This is a genomic window from Novosphingobium resinovorum (genome assembly GCF_036352595.1).
GTDB classification, from domain to species: Bacteria; Pseudomonadota; Alphaproteobacteria; order Sphingomonadales; family Sphingomonadaceae; genus Novosphingobium; species Novosphingobium resinovorum_B.
Genome location: NZ_JAZFAX010000005.1, coordinates 34,865 through 51,070 on the forward strand (window position 1 = coordinate 34,865; position 16,206 = coordinate 51,070).

Here is a 16,206-nt window from a genome sequence, read left to right on the forward strand (position 1 = left end):
AGCCAGTTTGCATCCCGGCGCTTATGGAATGCAGATCCCGCAGGGGAGCACTTGCACCAGGACGCCGCCTAATGCAGCTCTCGATCGTCACGACCCTCGACTACGCCGTCCCGGAACCGGTCGACGTGCTGCTTCAGATCGAAGCGGCGATGATCCCCGAACAGCATGTCCTGCACGCGCACATCGATCTGCCGCCGGTCGAGCATTTCGCCCGCGTCCCCGCGCAGGCCCAGATCGGCGAGCGGATCTGGCTGCGTACCGGCGCCCCGCTGAAGCTTCGTTACGAGGCGACGGTGGAAGTGGACCGCATCCTTGCCGACGTCTCCACCCTGCCGGCAGTGCCCACGCATCTCCTGCCGGGCGAGACGATCGACTACCTGATGCCCTCCCGCTACTGCACTTCGGACACCTTCCACGACTTCGTTCAGGCCGAATTCGGAAACCTGGAGGGCGGCGCCCGCGTGGCGGCGATCTGCGAGCGGATCGCCGCCACGCTGACGTACGAGCCCGGCTCCAGCGATGCCTTCACCACTGCCGCCGACACCTTCAAGAGCCGCAAGGGCGTATGCCGCGACTATGCGCACCTGATGATCGCCTTCGTGCGTGCCAGTGCGATCCCGGCGCGCTTCGCCAGCGTCTATGGCCTCGGCGTGGAACCGCAGGACTTTCATGCGGTGGCCGAAGTCTTCCTCGACGGCACCTGGCACATGGTGGACGCCACCGGCATGACCTCGCCCGACCGCATCGCCAAGATCGGCGTCGGCCGCGATGCGGCGGACGTCTCGTTCCTCGCCAGCTTCGGCGATGTGGAAATGCTGTCCCAGACCGTCGAGGTCGAGGAAGTATCGCCGATGCGGGTGCTCAGACGTTCAGCGCATTGATCGCGGCGTGAACGCGCGCCTCGGCCTCCTCGCGCGGGAGGCCGGGGGCGATGCGTTCGCCCACGCGCAGGGTGATCGTGCCCGGCTTCTTCCAGCGCCGGTGGTAGAGCCGCCCGCTGTCGACCGCCACCGGCACCACCGGCAGCGCCAGCAGCTTGTACAGCCCGGCAAAGCCCGATTGCAGCGGCGGCCGCGTGCCGCTCGGCACGCGGGTGCCCTCGGGAAAGATCGCCAGAGGCCGCCCTTCGGCAGCAAGCCCGCGCGCGCTCGCCACCATCAAGCGCAGGGCCTTGGCGCCCTCGCCGCGCTCCACCACGACCGCGCCATAACGGCGTATGACCCAGCCCCAGCCGGGCAGGTTCGCCAGTTCCACCTTGGGGAACGGTGCCGGACGCTGCATCTGCGCGGGCAGGTCGATCGCCTCGTAGAAGCTCTCGTGCTTGATCGCCACCAGCACGCCTTCATTGGGCAATTGCCCCTCGATGACCAGCCGGATGCCGAGCAGCCAGCGCGCGCACCAGCGGTGGAACAGCCCCCAGCCGCGCACCGTGCGCCGCAGCGGCTCGTCGCCGAACAGCGCAGCGATGAAGCAGGCCATGACCATCACGATCGTGCCCGGATAGAACACGAGGTAGAACAGCAGCGAGCGCGCCACATCCAGGGGGCTCGCCTTTTCGGACGTCATCGCAGGGCTTCCCACAGGTTGAGCGCGGCACGGGCCAGCAGCTTGTGATATTCGAGGAACAGGATGCCGAAGCTGGGGTGCGAGGGCACGCCATCGAGTTCCAGCCGCACGCCGGCGGGAAACTCGCGCGCGATCTCCAGCGCGGCGCGGCGCATGTGCCAGTCGGCGGTGACGAGGCGCACCGACTTGGCGTTGTGCTCGGTCACCCACTGCACCGCCTCCACGGCATTGGAGCGCGTGTCGTAGGCCCGGTAGCCCAGCGTCACGCAGCAACGCATCAGGCGGGCCGATACCCGGAATTGCTTCGCGAACTCACGCGGGCGGACCTCGCGATCGACGCCGGAGACCAGCAGGTCCGGCGCCTTCCCCGCCTCCAGCAGCTTGACCGCATGCTCGATGCGCCCCTGGCTGCCGGTCAGGACGATGATCGCGTCGGTCTTGACGCCGGCGGCCAACGGCCCCGGAAGCGCGATGGCGAACCAGAGGAAGCCGAAGGCCCAGAGCAGCACGACAGAGGCGGTGAGGCGACGAAACATAGGTGAATGACTATATAGGTCTTCGCGGCCGTTACAGCATCTTTCGCAGCGCGTGCAGCACGGTGAGCCGCGCCGTCAGCATGGCGAGCAGCGTCGCCAGCACCGGCACGATCGCCAGGATCAGCCAGTCGCTCCACACCAGCGCGCCGCTGTCGACCAGCCCCGCGCCCAGTCCCTCGAACCTGCGCGCAAGCGTCAGGATCACCACCATCGCCAGGGCCAGCCCCACCGCGCCGCCGCCAGCCGCATCGTAGCCGATAGAGCGCTGGAACACCCGCGCCACTTGCGCATCGGTGCCGCCGAGCAGATGGACGATCTCAATCGTGTCGCGGTTCGCGCCCAGCGCCGATCGGGCCGCCAGCAGCACCGCCGCCGCCAGCGCACCCGCCAGCAGCGCGACGATGACCATCGCCAGCACCTGCAGCGAGACCATCGCGTCGAACACCGGCCGCAGCCAGTTGGACTGGGCATCGATCCGGGCGGACGGGGCCACCGGCGTCACCCGCCTGCCGATCGCGGCAAGCTGCGCCGGGGTCGCCGGGCCCTTCAACCGCACGTCGATCAGCGCGGGGACGGGGATCGCGGAGCCGGTCGCCGCTGCGATGCCGGTGCCCAGCCAGGGCTCGATCAGCGCGTCGAGTTCCGCCTGCGGAACCTGCCGCAGGCCCGCGACGGCGGGCATCGTCTTGATCGCCTCGACCGCGCGGGAGGCCTGCGCCGCGCGCACGTCGGAGCGCGGCTCGATGATCTGCACGGTGACGCCGCCATCGATCTCGGCCTTGGCCGCCGAGACCGCGTTGCCCAGCGCGAGCCCCGCCGCCAGCGCGATCGCGGTCATCGCCACCATGATCGCGATGACCCATGGCATCGGCCCGGACATGCGGCCCTGCGGGATCAGTTCGACCCGGCTTCCGGCGGTGAACCACCGCCCCAGAACGGACGAGCGCCTCACGTCAGCTTCCTCGGCGGATAGCGCAAGGCGCCGGTCGGGTCCGAGAGGCGCCCCTTGTCCAGGCGCATGATGAGGCTGTCGGGCACCTTGCGCAGCAGATCGAGGTCGTGGGTGGCGACCACCACCGTCGTACCCTGCCGGTTGAGCATCTCGAACAGCCGGATCAGCTTTGCAGCCATGTCCGGATCGACGTTCCCGGTCGGCTCGTCCGCCACCAGCATCGCCGGGCGCGCGATCACGGCGCGGGCGATGGCGACGCGCTGCTGCTCGCCGCCCGAAAGCGTCGCCGGGCTGGCATCGATCCGGTCGCCAAGGCCCACCCATTCGAGGATGTCCCGCACCGGCCCGGCGATGTCCTTCTCGGCATGGCCCGCCACGCGCAGGGGCAGCGCCACGTTGTCGAAGGCGGAAAGGTGCTCGACCAGCCGGAAGTCCTGGAACACCACGCCGATCCGCCGCCGCATCGCCGGCAGCCGCGGGCGCGGCAGCGTGATCGCGTCGGTCCCGAACATGCGGATCGCCCCGCGCGAGGGCCGCTGCGCCAGGTAGAGCATCCGCAGCAACGAGGTCTTGCCCGCGCCGCTGGCCCCGGTGAGGAAATAGAACCGCCCCGCGAACAGCGTGAACGTCAGGTCGCTCAGCACCTCGCGTTCGGTGCCGTAGCGCAGGCCGACATTGTCGAAGTGGATGATTTCCCCGTCCGCGGTCATGCTCATCAAGGATCGTGTTGCAGGAGGATCGTATGGCAGCGGGGCCGAACGGGCGACGCGATGATCTATAGCCAGTCTTGCATGTGGAAAAAAGGGCGTCATGGCGCGAACCCACAGGCAGGGTGCTTGTCGCGCGCGGACAAGGCGTGCTTATGAAGGCGATCATGATCATCGCCTGCCCTGCCTGCTCCACGCGCTATGCCGTCCCGGACAGCGCCATCGGCGTGGAAGGCAGGACCGTGCGCTGCGCGAAATGCCGCCACAGCTGGTTCCAGGACGGCCCGGAGCTGGAGATCGAGGCGACCACCCCGGCTGCTGCTCCCGTGGAAGCGCCGGCGCCCGAACCGGCGCTCCGAACCCCGCCGGCGGCATCCACGGAGGCGTCCCGGCCGCCGTCGCGCCCCGCCGTGGTGGTTCCGCGCGCCGAACCCGCCGCGCAACCGCCGCGCGTCGAGCCGATGCCGCCGCCCCCGCCGTCCCGCCGCGTCGGCCCGGTCTATTACGACGACACCGCCACCAGGTCCTATGCCGACGAAGGTCCGTCGAGCTTCGACTTCTCGCCGCCGTTCCGTCCGCGCCGCAACTGGTCGCGGATCGGCACTTATGCCGCGATCGCCTTCGCGGTGGCGACCCTGGGCCTTGCCGTCGCCGTCGCCGTGGGGGGCCTGCCCGACTGGCTGCCGATTCCGCGCGCGACGTTCAGCCAGGCGCAGCCCGACCTCAAGCTCGACTTCCCGCGCGGCCGTCAGGATCGCAAGCCGCTGCCCGACGGCACCGAGTTCTTCAGCGTCAGCGGCACCATCACCAACATCGGCGCCGAAACGCGCAAGGTGCCCTCGCTGCTCGTCGTCTTGCGCGACCGGCGCGAAACGATCGTCTACGCCAAGGAAATGGTGCCCGCCAAGAACAGCCTCGCCCCCGGCGAGACGATCACGGTGAACGAGGCGCTCACCGACATCCCCAAGTCCGCCGCCGCCGCCGAGATCGGCTGGAAGCCGGATTGATGCCCGACTGACCGGGCTCATCCACGGCCCTGGTCCCGCGATGTAATCGCGCCGCTGACAAATCGTTCATTTGCCGCGCGTGGCTGGTGCCCGCACAACGCCTGACGAGGGCATTAACCCTCGCAGGGGGCCCGAATCTTGAAGTACGCGCGACCTTGAGGCGCAAGGCGGTAAGGCTGTCGGGACGATCGCGGCCCGATGCGGCGCTGGTGCCGTGCCTGCTGGGCGTGATCTGCGCCAATGCCGTGACGCCCGGCGCACAGGCGCAGGACATGGCCGGCAGCGACACCGCCATCTCGGTCCAGAAACGCGCCCGGCCCGAACTCGACCCGGTGCCGATCCGCTTCGGCGGTTTCGAGACGCTCGCCTCGATCGATTCGCGCCTCGCCTACGACGACAACATCTACGCTACGCGCGGCGCTCGGGTCGATGATGCCCTGGCAAGCCTTTCGGCCGCCGTTTCCGCCCGTTCGACCTGGACCCGGCACGCCTTCTCGCTCGACGTCGATGCCGCGCTGACACGCGGACTCTCGCAGGACGACGAGGATACCGAAACGTACGGCGCCCGGCTCGGCGGCCGGCTGGACCTCGGCGCGCAGAGCCGCGTTTCGGCCCGCGCCGGATATGCCCGTGCCTACGAGCCGCGCGGCTCGATCGGCGACACCACCCTGCGCGGCCCCCGCATCGCCTACGACACGCTGGACCTGGGGATCGAGGCGCAGCACACCGCCGGCCGGCTGACGGTGGAGGCGCAGGCCGGCCTCGACAGCTACCGCTACGCCCCTTACCGCGTGGCCGACACCCGGATCGCGCGCAGCGATCGCGACTATCGTTCGTGGAATGCCTCTCTGAGCGCCGGCTATGCCTTCGTGCCGGGCGTCGCCGCCTTCGCCGAGGGCAGTTACAACGCAGCGCGCTATCCCGGTGACACTTCTGGCCTCGATCGCAGTTCGCAGGGCTGGGCGCTGCAGGGCGGGCTGGCCTTCGGCGTGACCCGCCTGATCCGGGGACGGGCCGCCATCGGCTACCAGGACCAGCGCTACGACGATCCGGCGTTTCCGCGCATCAAGGGGCTGGACTTCAATGCCGGCATCGAATGGAGCCCGACCCGGCTGATGACCTGGACGCTGGAAGCTCGCCGCACGATCCAGCGTTCGCCGCTGGCGGGCGTCGCCGGCATCCGCCAGAGCCGCTTCGGTGCCAGGCTCGACTACGAGGTCCGCCGCAATCTGATCGTATGGGCCCGCGCCGATCATACTGTCGGCGAATATTCGGGCACCGAACGCAGCCAGAAGGATCTCGCGGGCGGCCTCGGCGCCGACTGGCTGCTCGGCCGCAAGCTCAGGATATCCGCCCAGGCTGGTGCCCAGCGGACCCGCAGCGACGACCCCGGTGGCCGCGCCTTCGACCGCCGGCGGATATCGGTCGCCGTGAGGTATGCGCTGTGATCGCGGCCATCGCCCACCCCCGCGCATTGCGTCTGGCAATCGCCGCGCTGATCGGGCTTGCCGCGCTGACCTTCCTGCGCCTGCCTGCGCCGCCCTCCGCCAGAGCGCCGACTTTCGCGGCAGAAGCCCCGCCGGCGCCTCAAGCATCCGCAGTTGCCCCCGACGCCATCGGCCCCGATGCGGATGCCGCCCGCAGCGCCAATGCCCGGGTGCCGATCGTGGACTTCTCGCCGTCGCCCGCCGCCCCGTTCCACTTCACCGGCGATGCCGCCACGCGCGAACGCGCGCGCGATTGCCTGGCCGCGGCAGCATTCTACGAGGCCGGAGACGATCCGGCGGGCGAGCGCGCGGTCATCCAGGTCGTGCTCAACCGCACCCGCCACCCGGCCTTTCCCAGCAGCGTCTGCGCAGTGGTGTTCCAGGGGGCCGAGCGCCGCAGCGGCTGCCAGTTCACGTTCACCTGCGATGGCGCGCTGACCCGCCGACCCGCGCCTGCGGCTCTCGCCCGCGCGCGCGCCATGGCGCAGGCCGCATTGTCCGGGGCCGTCGATCCGCAGGTCGGGCTCGCCACGCATTACCACGCCGACTACGTCGCGCCTGCCTGGCGCAGCGGTCTGGAAAAGATCGCCCGGCAAGGCCTCCACCTGTTCTACCGGTGGCCGGGCTACTGGGGCTCCGCCGCCGCGTTCCGGCAGGGCCCCGTCGCTGCGCCGGAAGTCACAGTCCCGGCGCTCGCCGCGATTTCCGCCGCGCACGCGCCTTCCATGCCGCCGATCGCACCGCCCGCTGCCGCGCCGCCGCCAGCGGCCATGGCGACCAGCGCCGCCGCTTCAGGCCTCGAAATCGGTCTCGATCCCGCGGCAAATCCCGGCAGCTTCGCGCTCAAGGCGCTCGCCATCTGCGGCGCCCGGGCGCAGGACTGCCGCGTCACCGGCCGCATCGCCGGCAACCTCGCGTTCCTCTACGTCCGTCGAGGCGACAGCGAAGGCGTCTTCTGGGACTGCACCCTTTTCCAGCGCCCCGATCGCAACCAGTGCCTGCCCCGCGGCGCGGCCCTCGAACGCCTGCTCGCAGCCGCCTGACCCCCGATGGACCTGCGACATTCCTTCTCGCGGGAGCGGACCGCCATCGCCCGGGACCGCCTCGCCACCGGAACCGGGCACATGCGTACGATCCTCGCTCTCGCCCGGCCGCACACGCGTGCGCTCATCGCCGTTTCCGCCCTGACCCTCGCCGGTTCGGCGGCGACGCTGGCGATCCCCGCCCTCGCCGGCGGTCTTGCCGGCCGGCTGGTCGAAGTCGGCTCGGCCGGAACCGCCCCGATGGTGGCCGTGCTGGTGCTGGCGATACTGGCCTCGACGGCATTGAGTGCGGCAATCCGGATCGTCTCGGGCGACACCGCCGCGCGCATCCTCGCGGACTTGCGCACGCGGCTCTATGCCCACCTCCAGCGGCTGCCGATCGCCTGGCACGTCGCGCACCGGCAAGGGGACGTGCTGGCACTGATGACCAGCGAAGTCGCCCATCTCGGGAACTTCCTCACCGGCACGCTGGTCGGTGTGCCGCCGCTGCTACTGACGGCAGGCGGGGCCGCGCTGCTGATGCTGCGGATCGATCCCGCGCTGGCCCTGGTGGTGCCTGCGCTGGTGCCGCTCTACTTCGTGCTGCTGAAGCTCGTCGGCCGTCGGCTACGCGAATTCGGCCGCCGGGAGCAGGATGCCGAAGCCCATGTGCTCGCGCTGGCCGAGGACAACCTGGGCGCCATCGCCGCGATCAAGAGCTTCGCGCGCGAGGATGTCGAGGACATCCGCTACCGTCGCCGCGTGGAAGCCGCCCGGCGCATCTCGACAAGGCTGAACCGGCTCGAGGCACTGGTGGAGCCCGCAGGCGCGCTGATCGCCGCGTTTGCCGCGCTGGCGCTCCTGCTGCTGATGGGCGACCATCTCCATCGCGGCCTGATGTCCACTCGGGAATTGTTCTCGTTTCTCTTCTACGCCGTGCTGCTGACCCGTCCCGTCGGCGCGCTTACGGAAACCTGGGGGCAAATTCAGGTCACGCGCGGCACGCTCGCCCGCATGGCGCGGGTACTGGCCGAGCAACCCGAACCCGGCCATGCACGCGAAGAGAATGCGGACCGGGCGCTGCCGCCGGTGCAAGGCGCCATCCGCTTCGAACAAGTCGACTTCGCCTATCCCGGCCGCGCCCCGGTGCTGCAAGGCTTCGACCTGACGGTGCGCCCCGGCGAGAAAGTGGCGATCCTGGGCGAAAACGGGGCCGGCAAGACCACACTCGTCGCACTGCTGCTGCGTTTCTACGACTGCCGGTCCGGCCGCATCACCATCGACGGGCACGACGTCGCCGGCGTCGATGTGGCAAGCCTGCGCCGACAGATCGCACTGGTGCCGCAGCGGCCTGAACTGCTGAGCGCGACGGTGCTCCGCAACATCGCCTTCGGTCGCCCTGGCGCCAGCCGCGCCGAAATCGAGGAAGCTGCCCGCCGCGCCGACGCCATCGACTTCATCACCGCGCTTCCACAAGGCTTCGACACCGAGATCGGCGACCGCGGGGTGCGCCTTTCAGGCGGCCAGGGCCAGCGTATCGCCCTCGCCCGCGCGCTGCTCAAGGATGCGCCGATCGTCGTGCTCGACGAGGCGACCTCGATGTACGATCCGCAAGGCGAGGAACGCTTCATCGAGACCTGCACGCGCATCCTGGAAGGCCGGACGGTGCTCATCATCACCCATCGCCCGGCCAGCGTCGCACTGGCGGACCGGGTGATCCGCCTTTGATCGCCGGTTCAGAAATACCTTTCGAGCACCCGGATCGTATCGCCGGGCATCACCACCACGACCTGCCGGCCGGCGATCTCGACCGACTTCTCGGCCGGATCCGGCGTGCGGCGCAGATTCACGCGCCGGGCGTTGGCGCGATAGCTGAACCCGCCGGCCGCAGCCACCGCCTGCTCGATCGTCATGCCCGCAACATAGGGGTACTGGCCTGGTCTCTGGACTTCGCCGAGGATGTAGTACGGCCGATAATTCAGCACTTCCACGCTGACGCGCGGATCGGTCATGTAGCCGTCGGCGATGCGCGTCGTCAGCGCCTGGGCCACGTCCTCCACCGTGCGCGCCTGCGCATCGATGTTGCCGACCAGCGGAAAGGCGATGGCACCCGCGCTCGACACCGCATACTCGCCCGAAAGACTGGGCTCGTTGTAGACCGTCACCCGCAACCTGTCTCCCGGACCGAGACGATAGGCGCCAAGTCCCATGCCTGCTTCCGCCGCGCCGAGCGGCGGCGCCCCCGACGTCGCGCAACCCTGGATCGTGAGCGCCATGGCCGCGATGCCAAGGGCCGCCAACATGCGCCCGCGAGGACTGAAGATCACCGTCACTGGCCCGATTCTCCTAATGCCGTGCATGGCACGCTACCGGAGAGATCAGAACCGCAATTGAAATCCCATAGCCAATTACAAAACTGAAAATTACAAATACAGACTAACTACTGCATCGGAATATAATCTAAAAATATTTCAAAATTGAAATCGTTACATTTTTGAAATTATCTCACTTATACTTGCACCTCACACCCCAAACAGCCGACATTCTTGGCGATTCCAGCCGCTCACACGGGGCCGCTGGGAAAAAAGGTGGTGTCAGCGTGAACCAGTCCATCGTCCTTGCCCCGCAGCCGGGGCCTTTCGTGCCCTCGGCACGATCGCTCGTTCCTCCCGAACCGGTGGACCGGGTCGATCCCGGCGCACTGCTCGCCTTCGTGCGCCGCCGCTGGACGCTGATGCTCGGCGTGATGCTGGCCTGCCTCGCCTCCGGCTTCGTCGTAACCGCACGCCAGACCCCGTCCTTCCTCTCCACCGCCGAAGTGACGCTCGATCCCAAGGTCGCGCCGATCGCGCCGCTGACCGAAGAAGATCGTATCGCCGCGCAAGGAGCGATGGGCGAAACCTGGATCGACACCCAGGTCGAGGTCATGACCTCGAGCCGCAACGTCGCCGCCGTCGTCGATCGCCTCGGCCTCGCCCGCGACCCGCGCTTCACCACGGGCGCACAGAACGCCGCCGAAGCCCGCGAGGCCGCGATCGCCTACGTGCAGGACGGCGTCTCGGCCTTCCGATCGGGCGCGACGTATACGCTGTCGGTCGGCTTCGAGAGCGAGGACGCACGGGAAGCCGCGCGCATCGCCAACGCCTTCGCCGAGCAGTACACGCAAGGCGCGGTGACCGACAAGGAAGCAGCCGACTTGCGGGCCCTCCAGGAAATCGGCGCGCGGATGGACAAGGCGGGCAGGCAGGCCAATGCCGATGCCCAGGCACTGGCCCGCTACCGCCTGGCGCACGATCTGCCCAGCACCAGCGACCGTTCCCTGAACGAGCAGGAAATCTCGGCCTATAACCAGGAAGTCACCGGCGCCCGCGCCCAGGCGGCAGAAGACGCCGCGCGCCTGGCCACCGCGCGCCAGCAACTCGGTTCTGGGTCGAGCGGCGAGGACGTCGGCGAATCGCTGGGCTCTTCGGTGATCGTCTCGCTGCGCCAGCAGCAGGCCGCCTACGCCGCCGAGATCGCCTCGCTCTCCAGCAAGTATGGTCCGCGCCACCCCGACCTGCTGCGCGCGCGCAGCCAATTGGAGGCGATGAACGCGCAGATCGCCGAGGAAATCGGCCGCGTCGTCTCCAACCTTTCGGCCAAGGCGGCGGTCTCGCAGCGGCGTGTCGATTCGCTCTCTGGCTCTCTGCGCACATCCGAAGGCGCGCTGCGCCGCGATAACGTCGCGATGGTGGACCTGCAGGCGCTCGACCAGCGGGCACAGGCTTCGCGCCAGCTCTACGAAAGCTACCTCGGCCGTTACAAGGAACTCGCCGCGCGGATCGGCATCCGCCAGCCCGAAGCCCGCGTGCTGCACCCCGCAGTGCCGAGTGACCGGCCTGCCCGCCCCGACGTCGCGCTCAACATGCTGCTGTCCGGCGCGATCGGGCTGGGCCTCGGGCTGCTGGGCGCCATCGCCGTCGAAGCCCTGTTCAGCGGGTTCACGACTGGCGAGGAAATCGAGCAGCGGCTGGGCCTGCGCTACCTATGCGCGATCCCCGAGCTTGCTTCGGTGACCGCGCGCAAGGATCGCACCGATCCCGTCGATGCGGTGATCGACCAGCCGCGCTCCGCCTTTGCCGAGGCGTTTCGCAACTTGCGTGCGTCGATCGCCTTCGCTGTCGAGAACCCCCGGATCATCGCCGTCACTTCCGCCTTGCCCTCGGAAGGCAAGACCACCGTGGCGCTGTGCCTTGCACGATCGATGGCCGGCGCTTCCGACGCCATCCTGCTGATCGACTGCGACGTGCGCCGGCGCGGGGTCAGCCGCTGGATCGGCACCGCACGCGAGATCGGCCTGCTCGAAGTGCTGCGCGGTGATGCCAGGCTGGAAGATGCGATCGTCACCGACCCGCGCACCGGCCTCTCGATCCTGCCGCTCAGCACCGCGCGCGAAGAGGATCACGCGCTCCTCACGGGCCCCGCGATGGATGCACTGCTGGTCGCCACCGCGCAGGGTTTCGATGCCGTCATCATCGATACCGCGCCGGTGCTGCCGATGGCCGACGCCCGATTGCTGCTGGGCAAGGCCGATGCCGCCGTGATCGCGGCGCGCTGGCGCCGCACGCCCGAAGCCGCCGTCCGCTCGCTGCTGCGACTGCTGCCCGACGGCGCCGTCGGCCTTGCCGGGATGATCCTGACCCGCGTCGATGTGCGGCGGCAGGCCGCCTTCGGGCTCGACGAGAATGCGTTCTACAAGGCCTACAAGGACTACTATGCTTAACCTGCGGCCGATCCCCGAGGAGGAGGATACCGCGCTGCTCGGCCAGGTGCGGCAGCGGTACCGCAAGGTCGCGATCGTGCATTACTGGCTCGTCACCATGCGCGGCGGGGAGCGGGTTCTCGAGCGCCTGCTGCGCCTGTTCCCGCAGGCGGACATCTTCACGCACGTCTACGATCCGGCGCGTGTCTCGCGCATCATCGCCGGACGCAAGGTGACCACCAGCTTCATCCAGAAGCTGCCCGGCGCGCGCAGGCACTACCAGAAGTACCTCCCGCTGATGCCGATGGCGCTGGAGGAGATGGACCTGCGCGGCTACGACCTCGTCATCAGCAGCGAGAGCGGTCCGGCGAAAGGGGTCATCACCGATCCCGACGCGATGCACTTGTGCTACGTCCATTCGCCGATGCGGTACTTGTGGGACCATTACCACCAGTACCGCGAGGGCGCCGGCGCGTTGAACCGCGCAGTCATGCCGTTCCTGTTCCATCGCCTGCGCACCTGGGACGTCGCCAGCGCAGCGCGCGTGGACCGCTACCTCGCCAACTCGCACTTCATCCAGCGCCGGATCGAGCGCGCATGGCGGATGCCATCGACCGTGGTGCATCCCCCGGTCGACGTGAACCTGTTCGCGCCCTCGCAGGAGGTCGGGCAAAGCTACCTGTGGGTGGGCCAACTGGTTTCCTACAAGCGCCCGGACCTTGCCGTGGCGGCGTTCAACCGGCTCGGCCTGCCACTGACCGTTGTGGGTGACGGGCCGATGGCGGCAGGACTGCGGCGCATGGCGGGGCCCACCGTCACCATCGTGCCACGTCTCGATTTCGCCAGCCTGCGCGAACATTACGCGCGCTGCCGCGCCTTCGTGTTCACCGCAGAGGAGGATTTCGGCATCGTCCCGGTCGAGGTCATGGCTTCGGGCCGCCCGGTGATCGCCTATGGCAAGGGCGGCGCGCTCGATACCGTGGTCGATCGCCAGACCGGGCTGCTCTTCGATCGGCAGGACGTGGATTCGCTGGTCGACGCAGTCTCGCGCTTCGAGGACTGGCTTCCCGCGTTCGAACCGGACGTGGCGATGCTGCAGGCCCGCCGTTTTTCGCCGGCTGCCTTCGATACCGGCATCCTGCGGTCACTGATGTGAAGCCGTCCCGGAGCGTTCCATGGAATTGACCCTTATCGGCGCGGCGGAACTCACGCTGGCACTGGCGCTGTTCGCCTTCGGATCGATGCGGGCCCTGTTCGCGCTGGTCATCGGCTCGACTCTGCTCGGCGGATCCGCGGCAGTCTACCTCGGCGCGCTGGGAGGTTCCTCGATCTCCCCCGCCCACTTCGCGCTGGGCCTGCTGATGCTGCGCTGCCTGATCCCCGGCGGGATCGGCGTAGAGGGCATGGTGGCGGCGCTCCGCGCGAATGGCTGGCTGGTCGTCTTCGTCGCCTATGGCGTGGTGGCGGCGCTGGTTCTGCCGCGCATCTTCGCCGGAGAGATTGACGTGACCCCGCTGCGTGGCCAGATCCGGCCCCGTTACGGTACCGAAGTGGCCCGCATCCTCGCGGTGGAACCCTTGCACTTCACTGCCCAGAACCTGACCACGGCCGTCTACATGATCGGCACGCTGGCAATGGCGCTGACCACTCATGCAGTGCTGCGCGGGCCCGGCGGGGCAAGGATGCTGGCCCGCTGCGCGGCGGCGATCGGCACGCTACATGCCCTGACCGGCTTTGCCGGGGTGGCGCTGCGCGGAAGCCCTCTGGAAGCGGTCTTCCTCTTCCTGCGCAATGGCAGCTACGCGCAGATGGACCACGAATGGGGCGGCTTCGTACGCATGAACGGACTGTGGCCGGAGGCATCCTCGTTCGCGGCCTTCGCGGTGGTGTGGTTCGTGTTCAACTTCGAATGCTGGCTACGCCGTATCGAAGCGCGGCGGACGGGAATGGCGGCGCTGTTGCTGGGCCTGGCGCTCGTCGCCAGCACATCGTCCACCGCTTATATCGGCCTGGCGCTATTTGCTGTCATCATGGTCCTGCGCACCGCGACCACGCCGCGCCTGCTGCCGACCGACCGGGTGGCCTGGATCGCCATCGCCACCCTCTCAGCGATCATCGCCGCTACCACCATGATGGTGCTGAACCCCGCGCTGGCGGCAGCGATGCGCGGCCTGCTGGAGCACATGACACTCGACAAGGCAGGCTCCTTCTCCGGCCGCCAGCGCCTGTTCTGGGCGAGCCAGGGGCCGGACGCGTTTCTCGTCTCGTACGGGCTGGGGATCGGGCCGGGCTCGTTCCGCTCGTCGAGCCTGGCGTCAGCGATCCTGGGCTCGACCGGAGTGATCGGTGTCGGCGCGTTCCTGCTCCATCTTGGCCGCGCCTATGCACCGCTTGCCGCCTCTACCTTCCGGCGCAGCGGCGATACCGGCAGGGATACCGCCGCAGCGGCAGCCTGGGCCATGCTCGTCGGCGTCGGTGTCGCCTCGGTATCGGCCCCGAGTTGCGATCCCGGCCTGACCTTCGCGATCCTGTCGGGGGCCGCCATCGCCTTGCGTACAGGATCGCCGCGCGCGGCGAAGCATGCCGTCCCGGCCATGCCGACCGGACTGCTCCAGACGGCATGAAGGATCGTCAGGCCTGACGGTCGCGACGCCCGAGGCCTCGCAGCAACTCCTCGAATTCCTCCCGCCGCTTGCGCCCCAGCAGCGCCAGGAGGACGGCGGCATACGCAAGCATCCCTTCCGTCACGAGAAAGAGGAGCCGCGCCAGTGCGGCCGCGCCGTGCGCCGGGCCTTCGATGGGCATCGTGTCGCCGGTCCCCCAGACGACGATCGCCATGACCAGCGAAGCCCCGAACGCGGGCGCGATGCCCGACAGCACCTCGACCGCCCGTATGCCCGTCGCGCGCTGCAGCATGGCCATCTGCAGTACCAGCGTCACATAGGCCCTTACGACGTACGCGGCCGCGAACCACGCCAGTCCGTGCGGTGCCGCAGCAAGGCAGAACGCAAGCGTCAGCAACAGTTGGATCGCCGCCAGACGCGCCATCACGCCCGCCCGTCCCAGCACCGTCAGCGCCGGATCGGCGAAGAAGTTGAGCGCGAAAGGCGGCGCCAGCAGGCAAAGAATGCGGGCCACCGGAATGCTCTGGCCCCATTGCGGCCCGAACAGGAGCGGTATCAGGGCATCCGCAAGCACACCGATTCCGGCGATTGCCGGAAACGCGATCGTCGCACTGACCGAGACGATGCGCACGTAACCGCGCCGGAAGGCCGGCATGTCGTGCTGAAGCTTGGTGAGCGTGGGAACCGCGACGGTAGCGAAAGGACCGACCACCCCTTGGGCGACCACCTCGATCGACTTCCATGCCGTGCGGTAGACACCGATCGCACCGAGGCCGACCATCCTTCCCAGGATCACGTCCTGGACGCGGTTCAGCGCCACGAGCAGCAGCTGCGATCCCGCAACGCCCATTCCCAGCCGCCACTGCCCGCGCAGCGTGGACCACGAGAACGCCAGCCCCGGCCGCCAGCGACAGGCATGCCAGGCGACCACAGTGCCGATCGCCTCGCTGGTCAGGCGCTGCGCGACGAGCGCCCATACGCCCCAACCGGCCTGCGCGGCGGCCAGCGCGACCGCCCCGCCGACGAGCCCCGCACCGAGCGAGCGCACGGCGAGGGCGCGATGTCCGAACGCCCGCAGCGTCCTGCTCATGTGCGTCGCCCCGGCGGCGGAAACGGGCACCACCAGGCCAAGCGCCGCGATCACCGGTGCCGCCTGCGGACTTCCCATCAGCGCGGCGAGTGGGTGGCGCACCGCGAAACAAACGGCGGTGACCAGCACCGCCATGCCGAGATTGCCCCAGAACACCGTGTCGGCGAGCCGCGGGGTGATCTCCGGGGCCCGGTACAAGCTGCTGACCAGCCCCCCCTGGGCAACGATCTTCCCGATCTCCGCCACTGCCAGGCCAACGATGAAAACACCGAATGCCGGCGGATCCAGACGATGTGCAAGCGCGGCGAAGACCACGAACCCGAAGAATTGGTCTCCCCCGAACCGGGCCATGCTCCAGCCCACGGCCCCGGCCGCACGCCGGCTCAACCTATCCTGTCCGGAAATTTCCCGCATCCGTGCCGCACACCCACTTGCATGAAAACAATACAAATGAGAGATACTATTGTTGAAATT

Annotated in this window: 14 protein-coding genes; 8 read left to right on the plus strand and 6 right to left on the minus strand. The window is 68.9% G+C overall.

Annotated features, from left to right (window positions below; genetic code table 11):
* The first annotated feature begins 71 nt into the window (after positions 1 to 71).
* On the plus strand, positions 72 to 881 hold the full coding sequence (locus tag V2S85_RS06745; RefSeq protein WP_330702095.1) for a transglutaminase family protein: 810 nt from the start codon (positions 72 to 74) through the stop codon (positions 879 to 881).
* On the opposite strand, the gene V2S85_RS06750 is transcribed toward V2S85_RS06745, so the two are convergent.
* Genes V2S85_RS06750 through ftsE form a run of 4 tightly spaced genes read right to left on the minus strand, consistent with a single transcriptional unit; the run spans position 862 to position 3,764 of the window.
* On the minus strand, positions 862 to 1,566 hold the full coding sequence (locus V2S85_RS06750; protein ID WP_330702096.1) for a lysophospholipid acyltransferase family protein: 705 nt from the start codon (positions 1,564 to 1,566) through the stop codon (positions 862 to 864). The two genes, V2S85_RS06745 and V2S85_RS06750, sit on opposite strands and share 20 nt — an antisense overlap.
* Positions 1,563 to 2,102, minus strand: a complete 540-nt coding sequence (locus tag V2S85_RS06755) for a YdcF family protein (protein WP_330702097.1) — start codon at positions 2,100 to 2,102, stop codon at positions 1,563 to 1,565. The genes V2S85_RS06750 and V2S85_RS06755 overlap by 4 nt, the downstream gene beginning before the upstream one ends.
* Before the next feature lie 31 nt (positions 2,103 to 2,133).
* Positions 2,134 to 3,054: a cell division protein gene (locus tag V2S85_RS06760; RefSeq protein WP_330702098.1), complete on the minus strand. Its 921-nt coding sequence runs from the start codon at positions 3,052 to 3,054 to the stop codon at positions 2,134 to 2,136.
* The gene (gene ftsE / locus V2S85_RS06765; protein ID WP_330702269.1) at positions 3,051 to 3,764 is read right to left on the minus strand and encodes a cell division ATP-binding protein FtsE; all 714 of its coding nucleotides are present in this window, start codon (positions 3,762 to 3,764) and stop codon (positions 3,051 to 3,053) included. Before ftsE ends, V2S85_RS06760 begins: the two co-directional genes overlap by 4 nt.
* A 164-nt stretch (positions 3,765 to 3,928) precedes the next feature.
* Here ftsE and V2S85_RS06770 point away from each other — a divergent pair, with 164 nt between their 5' ends.
* The 4 genes from V2S85_RS06770 (at position 3,929) to V2S85_RS06785 (ending at position 9,005) form a co-directional block, all read left to right on the plus strand.
* Positions 3,929 to 4,768 carry a zinc-ribbon domain-containing protein gene (locus tag V2S85_RS06770; RefSeq protein ID WP_330702270.1) on the plus strand — a complete coding sequence of 280 codons (840 nt, stop codon included), beginning with the start codon at positions 3,929 to 3,931 and terminating at the stop codon, positions 4,766 to 4,768.
* 155 nt (positions 4,769 to 4,923) lie between these two features.
* Positions 4,924 to 6,216 carry an outer membrane beta-barrel protein gene (locus V2S85_RS06775; RefSeq protein WP_330702099.1) on the plus strand — a complete coding sequence of 431 codons (1,293 nt, stop codon included), beginning with the start codon at positions 4,924 to 4,926 and terminating at the stop codon, positions 6,214 to 6,216.
* Complete coding sequence (locus tag V2S85_RS06780) at positions 6,213 to 7,298, plus strand: cell wall hydrolase (protein WP_330702100.1); 1,086 nt, start codon at positions 6,213 to 6,215, stop codon at positions 7,296 to 7,298. The genes V2S85_RS06775 and V2S85_RS06780 overlap by 4 nt, the downstream gene beginning before the upstream one ends.
* An 81-nt stretch (positions 7,299 to 7,379) precedes the next feature.
* Positions 7,380 to 9,005 carry an ABC transporter ATP-binding protein gene (locus V2S85_RS06785; RefSeq protein WP_330702101.1) on the plus strand — a complete coding sequence of 542 codons (1,626 nt, stop codon included), beginning with the start codon at positions 7,380 to 7,382 and terminating at the stop codon, positions 9,003 to 9,005.
* An 8-nt stretch (positions 9,006 to 9,013) separates the two neighbouring features.
* On the opposite strand, the gene V2S85_RS06790 is transcribed toward V2S85_RS06785, so the two are convergent.
* Positions 9,014 to 9,610 carry a polysaccharide biosynthesis/export family protein gene (locus V2S85_RS06790; protein ID WP_330702102.1) on the minus strand — a complete coding sequence of 199 codons (597 nt, stop codon included), beginning with the start codon at positions 9,608 to 9,610 and terminating at the stop codon, positions 9,014 to 9,016.
* A 266-nt stretch (positions 9,611 to 9,876) separates the two neighbouring features.
* On the opposite strand from V2S85_RS06790, the gene V2S85_RS06795 reads away from it, so the two are divergent.
* The 3 genes from V2S85_RS06795 to V2S85_RS06805 are packed head-to-tail and all read left to right on the plus strand — an operon-like array spanning position 9,877 to position 14,642.
* The gene (locus V2S85_RS06795) at positions 9,877 to 12,039 is read left to right on the plus strand and encodes a GumC family protein (RefSeq protein ID WP_330702103.1); all 2,163 of its coding nucleotides are present in this window, start codon (positions 9,877 to 9,879) and stop codon (positions 12,037 to 12,039) included.
* The gene (locus tag V2S85_RS06800) at positions 12,032 to 13,174 is read left to right on the plus strand and encodes a glycosyltransferase (RefSeq protein WP_330702104.1); all 1,143 of its coding nucleotides are present in this window, start codon (positions 12,032 to 12,034) and stop codon (positions 13,172 to 13,174) included. The genes V2S85_RS06795 and V2S85_RS06800 overlap by 8 nt, the downstream gene beginning before the upstream one ends.
* A gap of 19 nt (positions 13,175 to 13,193) precedes the next feature.
* Positions 13,194 to 14,642 carry a hypothetical protein gene (locus V2S85_RS06805; protein ID WP_330702105.1) on the plus strand — a complete coding sequence of 483 codons (1,449 nt, stop codon included), beginning with the start codon at positions 13,194 to 13,196 and terminating at the stop codon, positions 14,640 to 14,642.
* A gap of 7 nt (positions 14,643 to 14,649) precedes the next feature.
* Here the strand turns inward: V2S85_RS06805 and V2S85_RS06810 are convergent, their stop codons facing one another.
* Positions 14,650 to 16,083 carry a lipopolysaccharide biosynthesis protein gene (locus V2S85_RS06810; RefSeq protein ID WP_330702106.1) on the minus strand — a complete coding sequence of 478 codons (1,434 nt, stop codon included), beginning with the start codon at positions 16,081 to 16,083 and terminating at the stop codon, positions 14,650 to 14,652.
* Positions 16,084 to 16,206 lie beyond the last annotated feature (123 nt).

Excerpts from the sequence above, each read along its gene's own strand:
- V2S85_RS06745 (WP_330702095.1), top strand. The coding sequence starts at position 72 with ATGCAGCTCTCGATCGTCACGACCCTCGACTACGCCGTCCCGGAACCG.
- V2S85_RS06750 (WP_330702096.1), bottom strand. The coding sequence starts at position 1,566 with ATGACGTCCGAAAAGGCGAGCCCCCTGGATGTGGCGCGCTCGCTGCTG.
- V2S85_RS06755 (WP_330702097.1), bottom strand. The coding sequence starts at position 2,102 with ATGTTTCGTCGCCTCACCGCCTCTGTCGTGCTGCTCTGGGCCTTCGGC.
- ftsE (WP_330702269.1), bottom strand. The coding sequence starts at position 3,764 with ATGACCGCGGACGGGGAAATCATCCACTTCGACAATGTCGGCCTGCGC.
- V2S85_RS06770 (WP_330702270.1), top strand. The coding sequence starts at position 3,929 with ATGATCATCGCCTGCCCTGCCTGCTCCACGCGCTATGCCGTCCCGGAC.
- V2S85_RS06785 (WP_330702101.1), top strand. The coding sequence starts at position 7,380 with ATGCGTACGATCCTCGCTCTCGCCCGGCCGCACACGCGTGCGCTCATC.
- V2S85_RS06800 (WP_330702104.1), top strand. The coding sequence starts at position 12,032 with ATGCTTAACCTGCGGCCGATCCCCGAGGAGGAGGATACCGCGCTGCTC.
- V2S85_RS06805 (WP_330702105.1), top strand. The coding sequence starts at position 13,194 with ATGGAATTGACCCTTATCGGCGCGGCGGAACTCACGCTGGCACTGGCG.
- V2S85_RS06810 (WP_330702106.1), bottom strand. The coding sequence starts at position 16,083 with ATGGCCCGGTTCGGGGGAGACCAATTCTTCGGGTTCGTGGTCTTCGCC.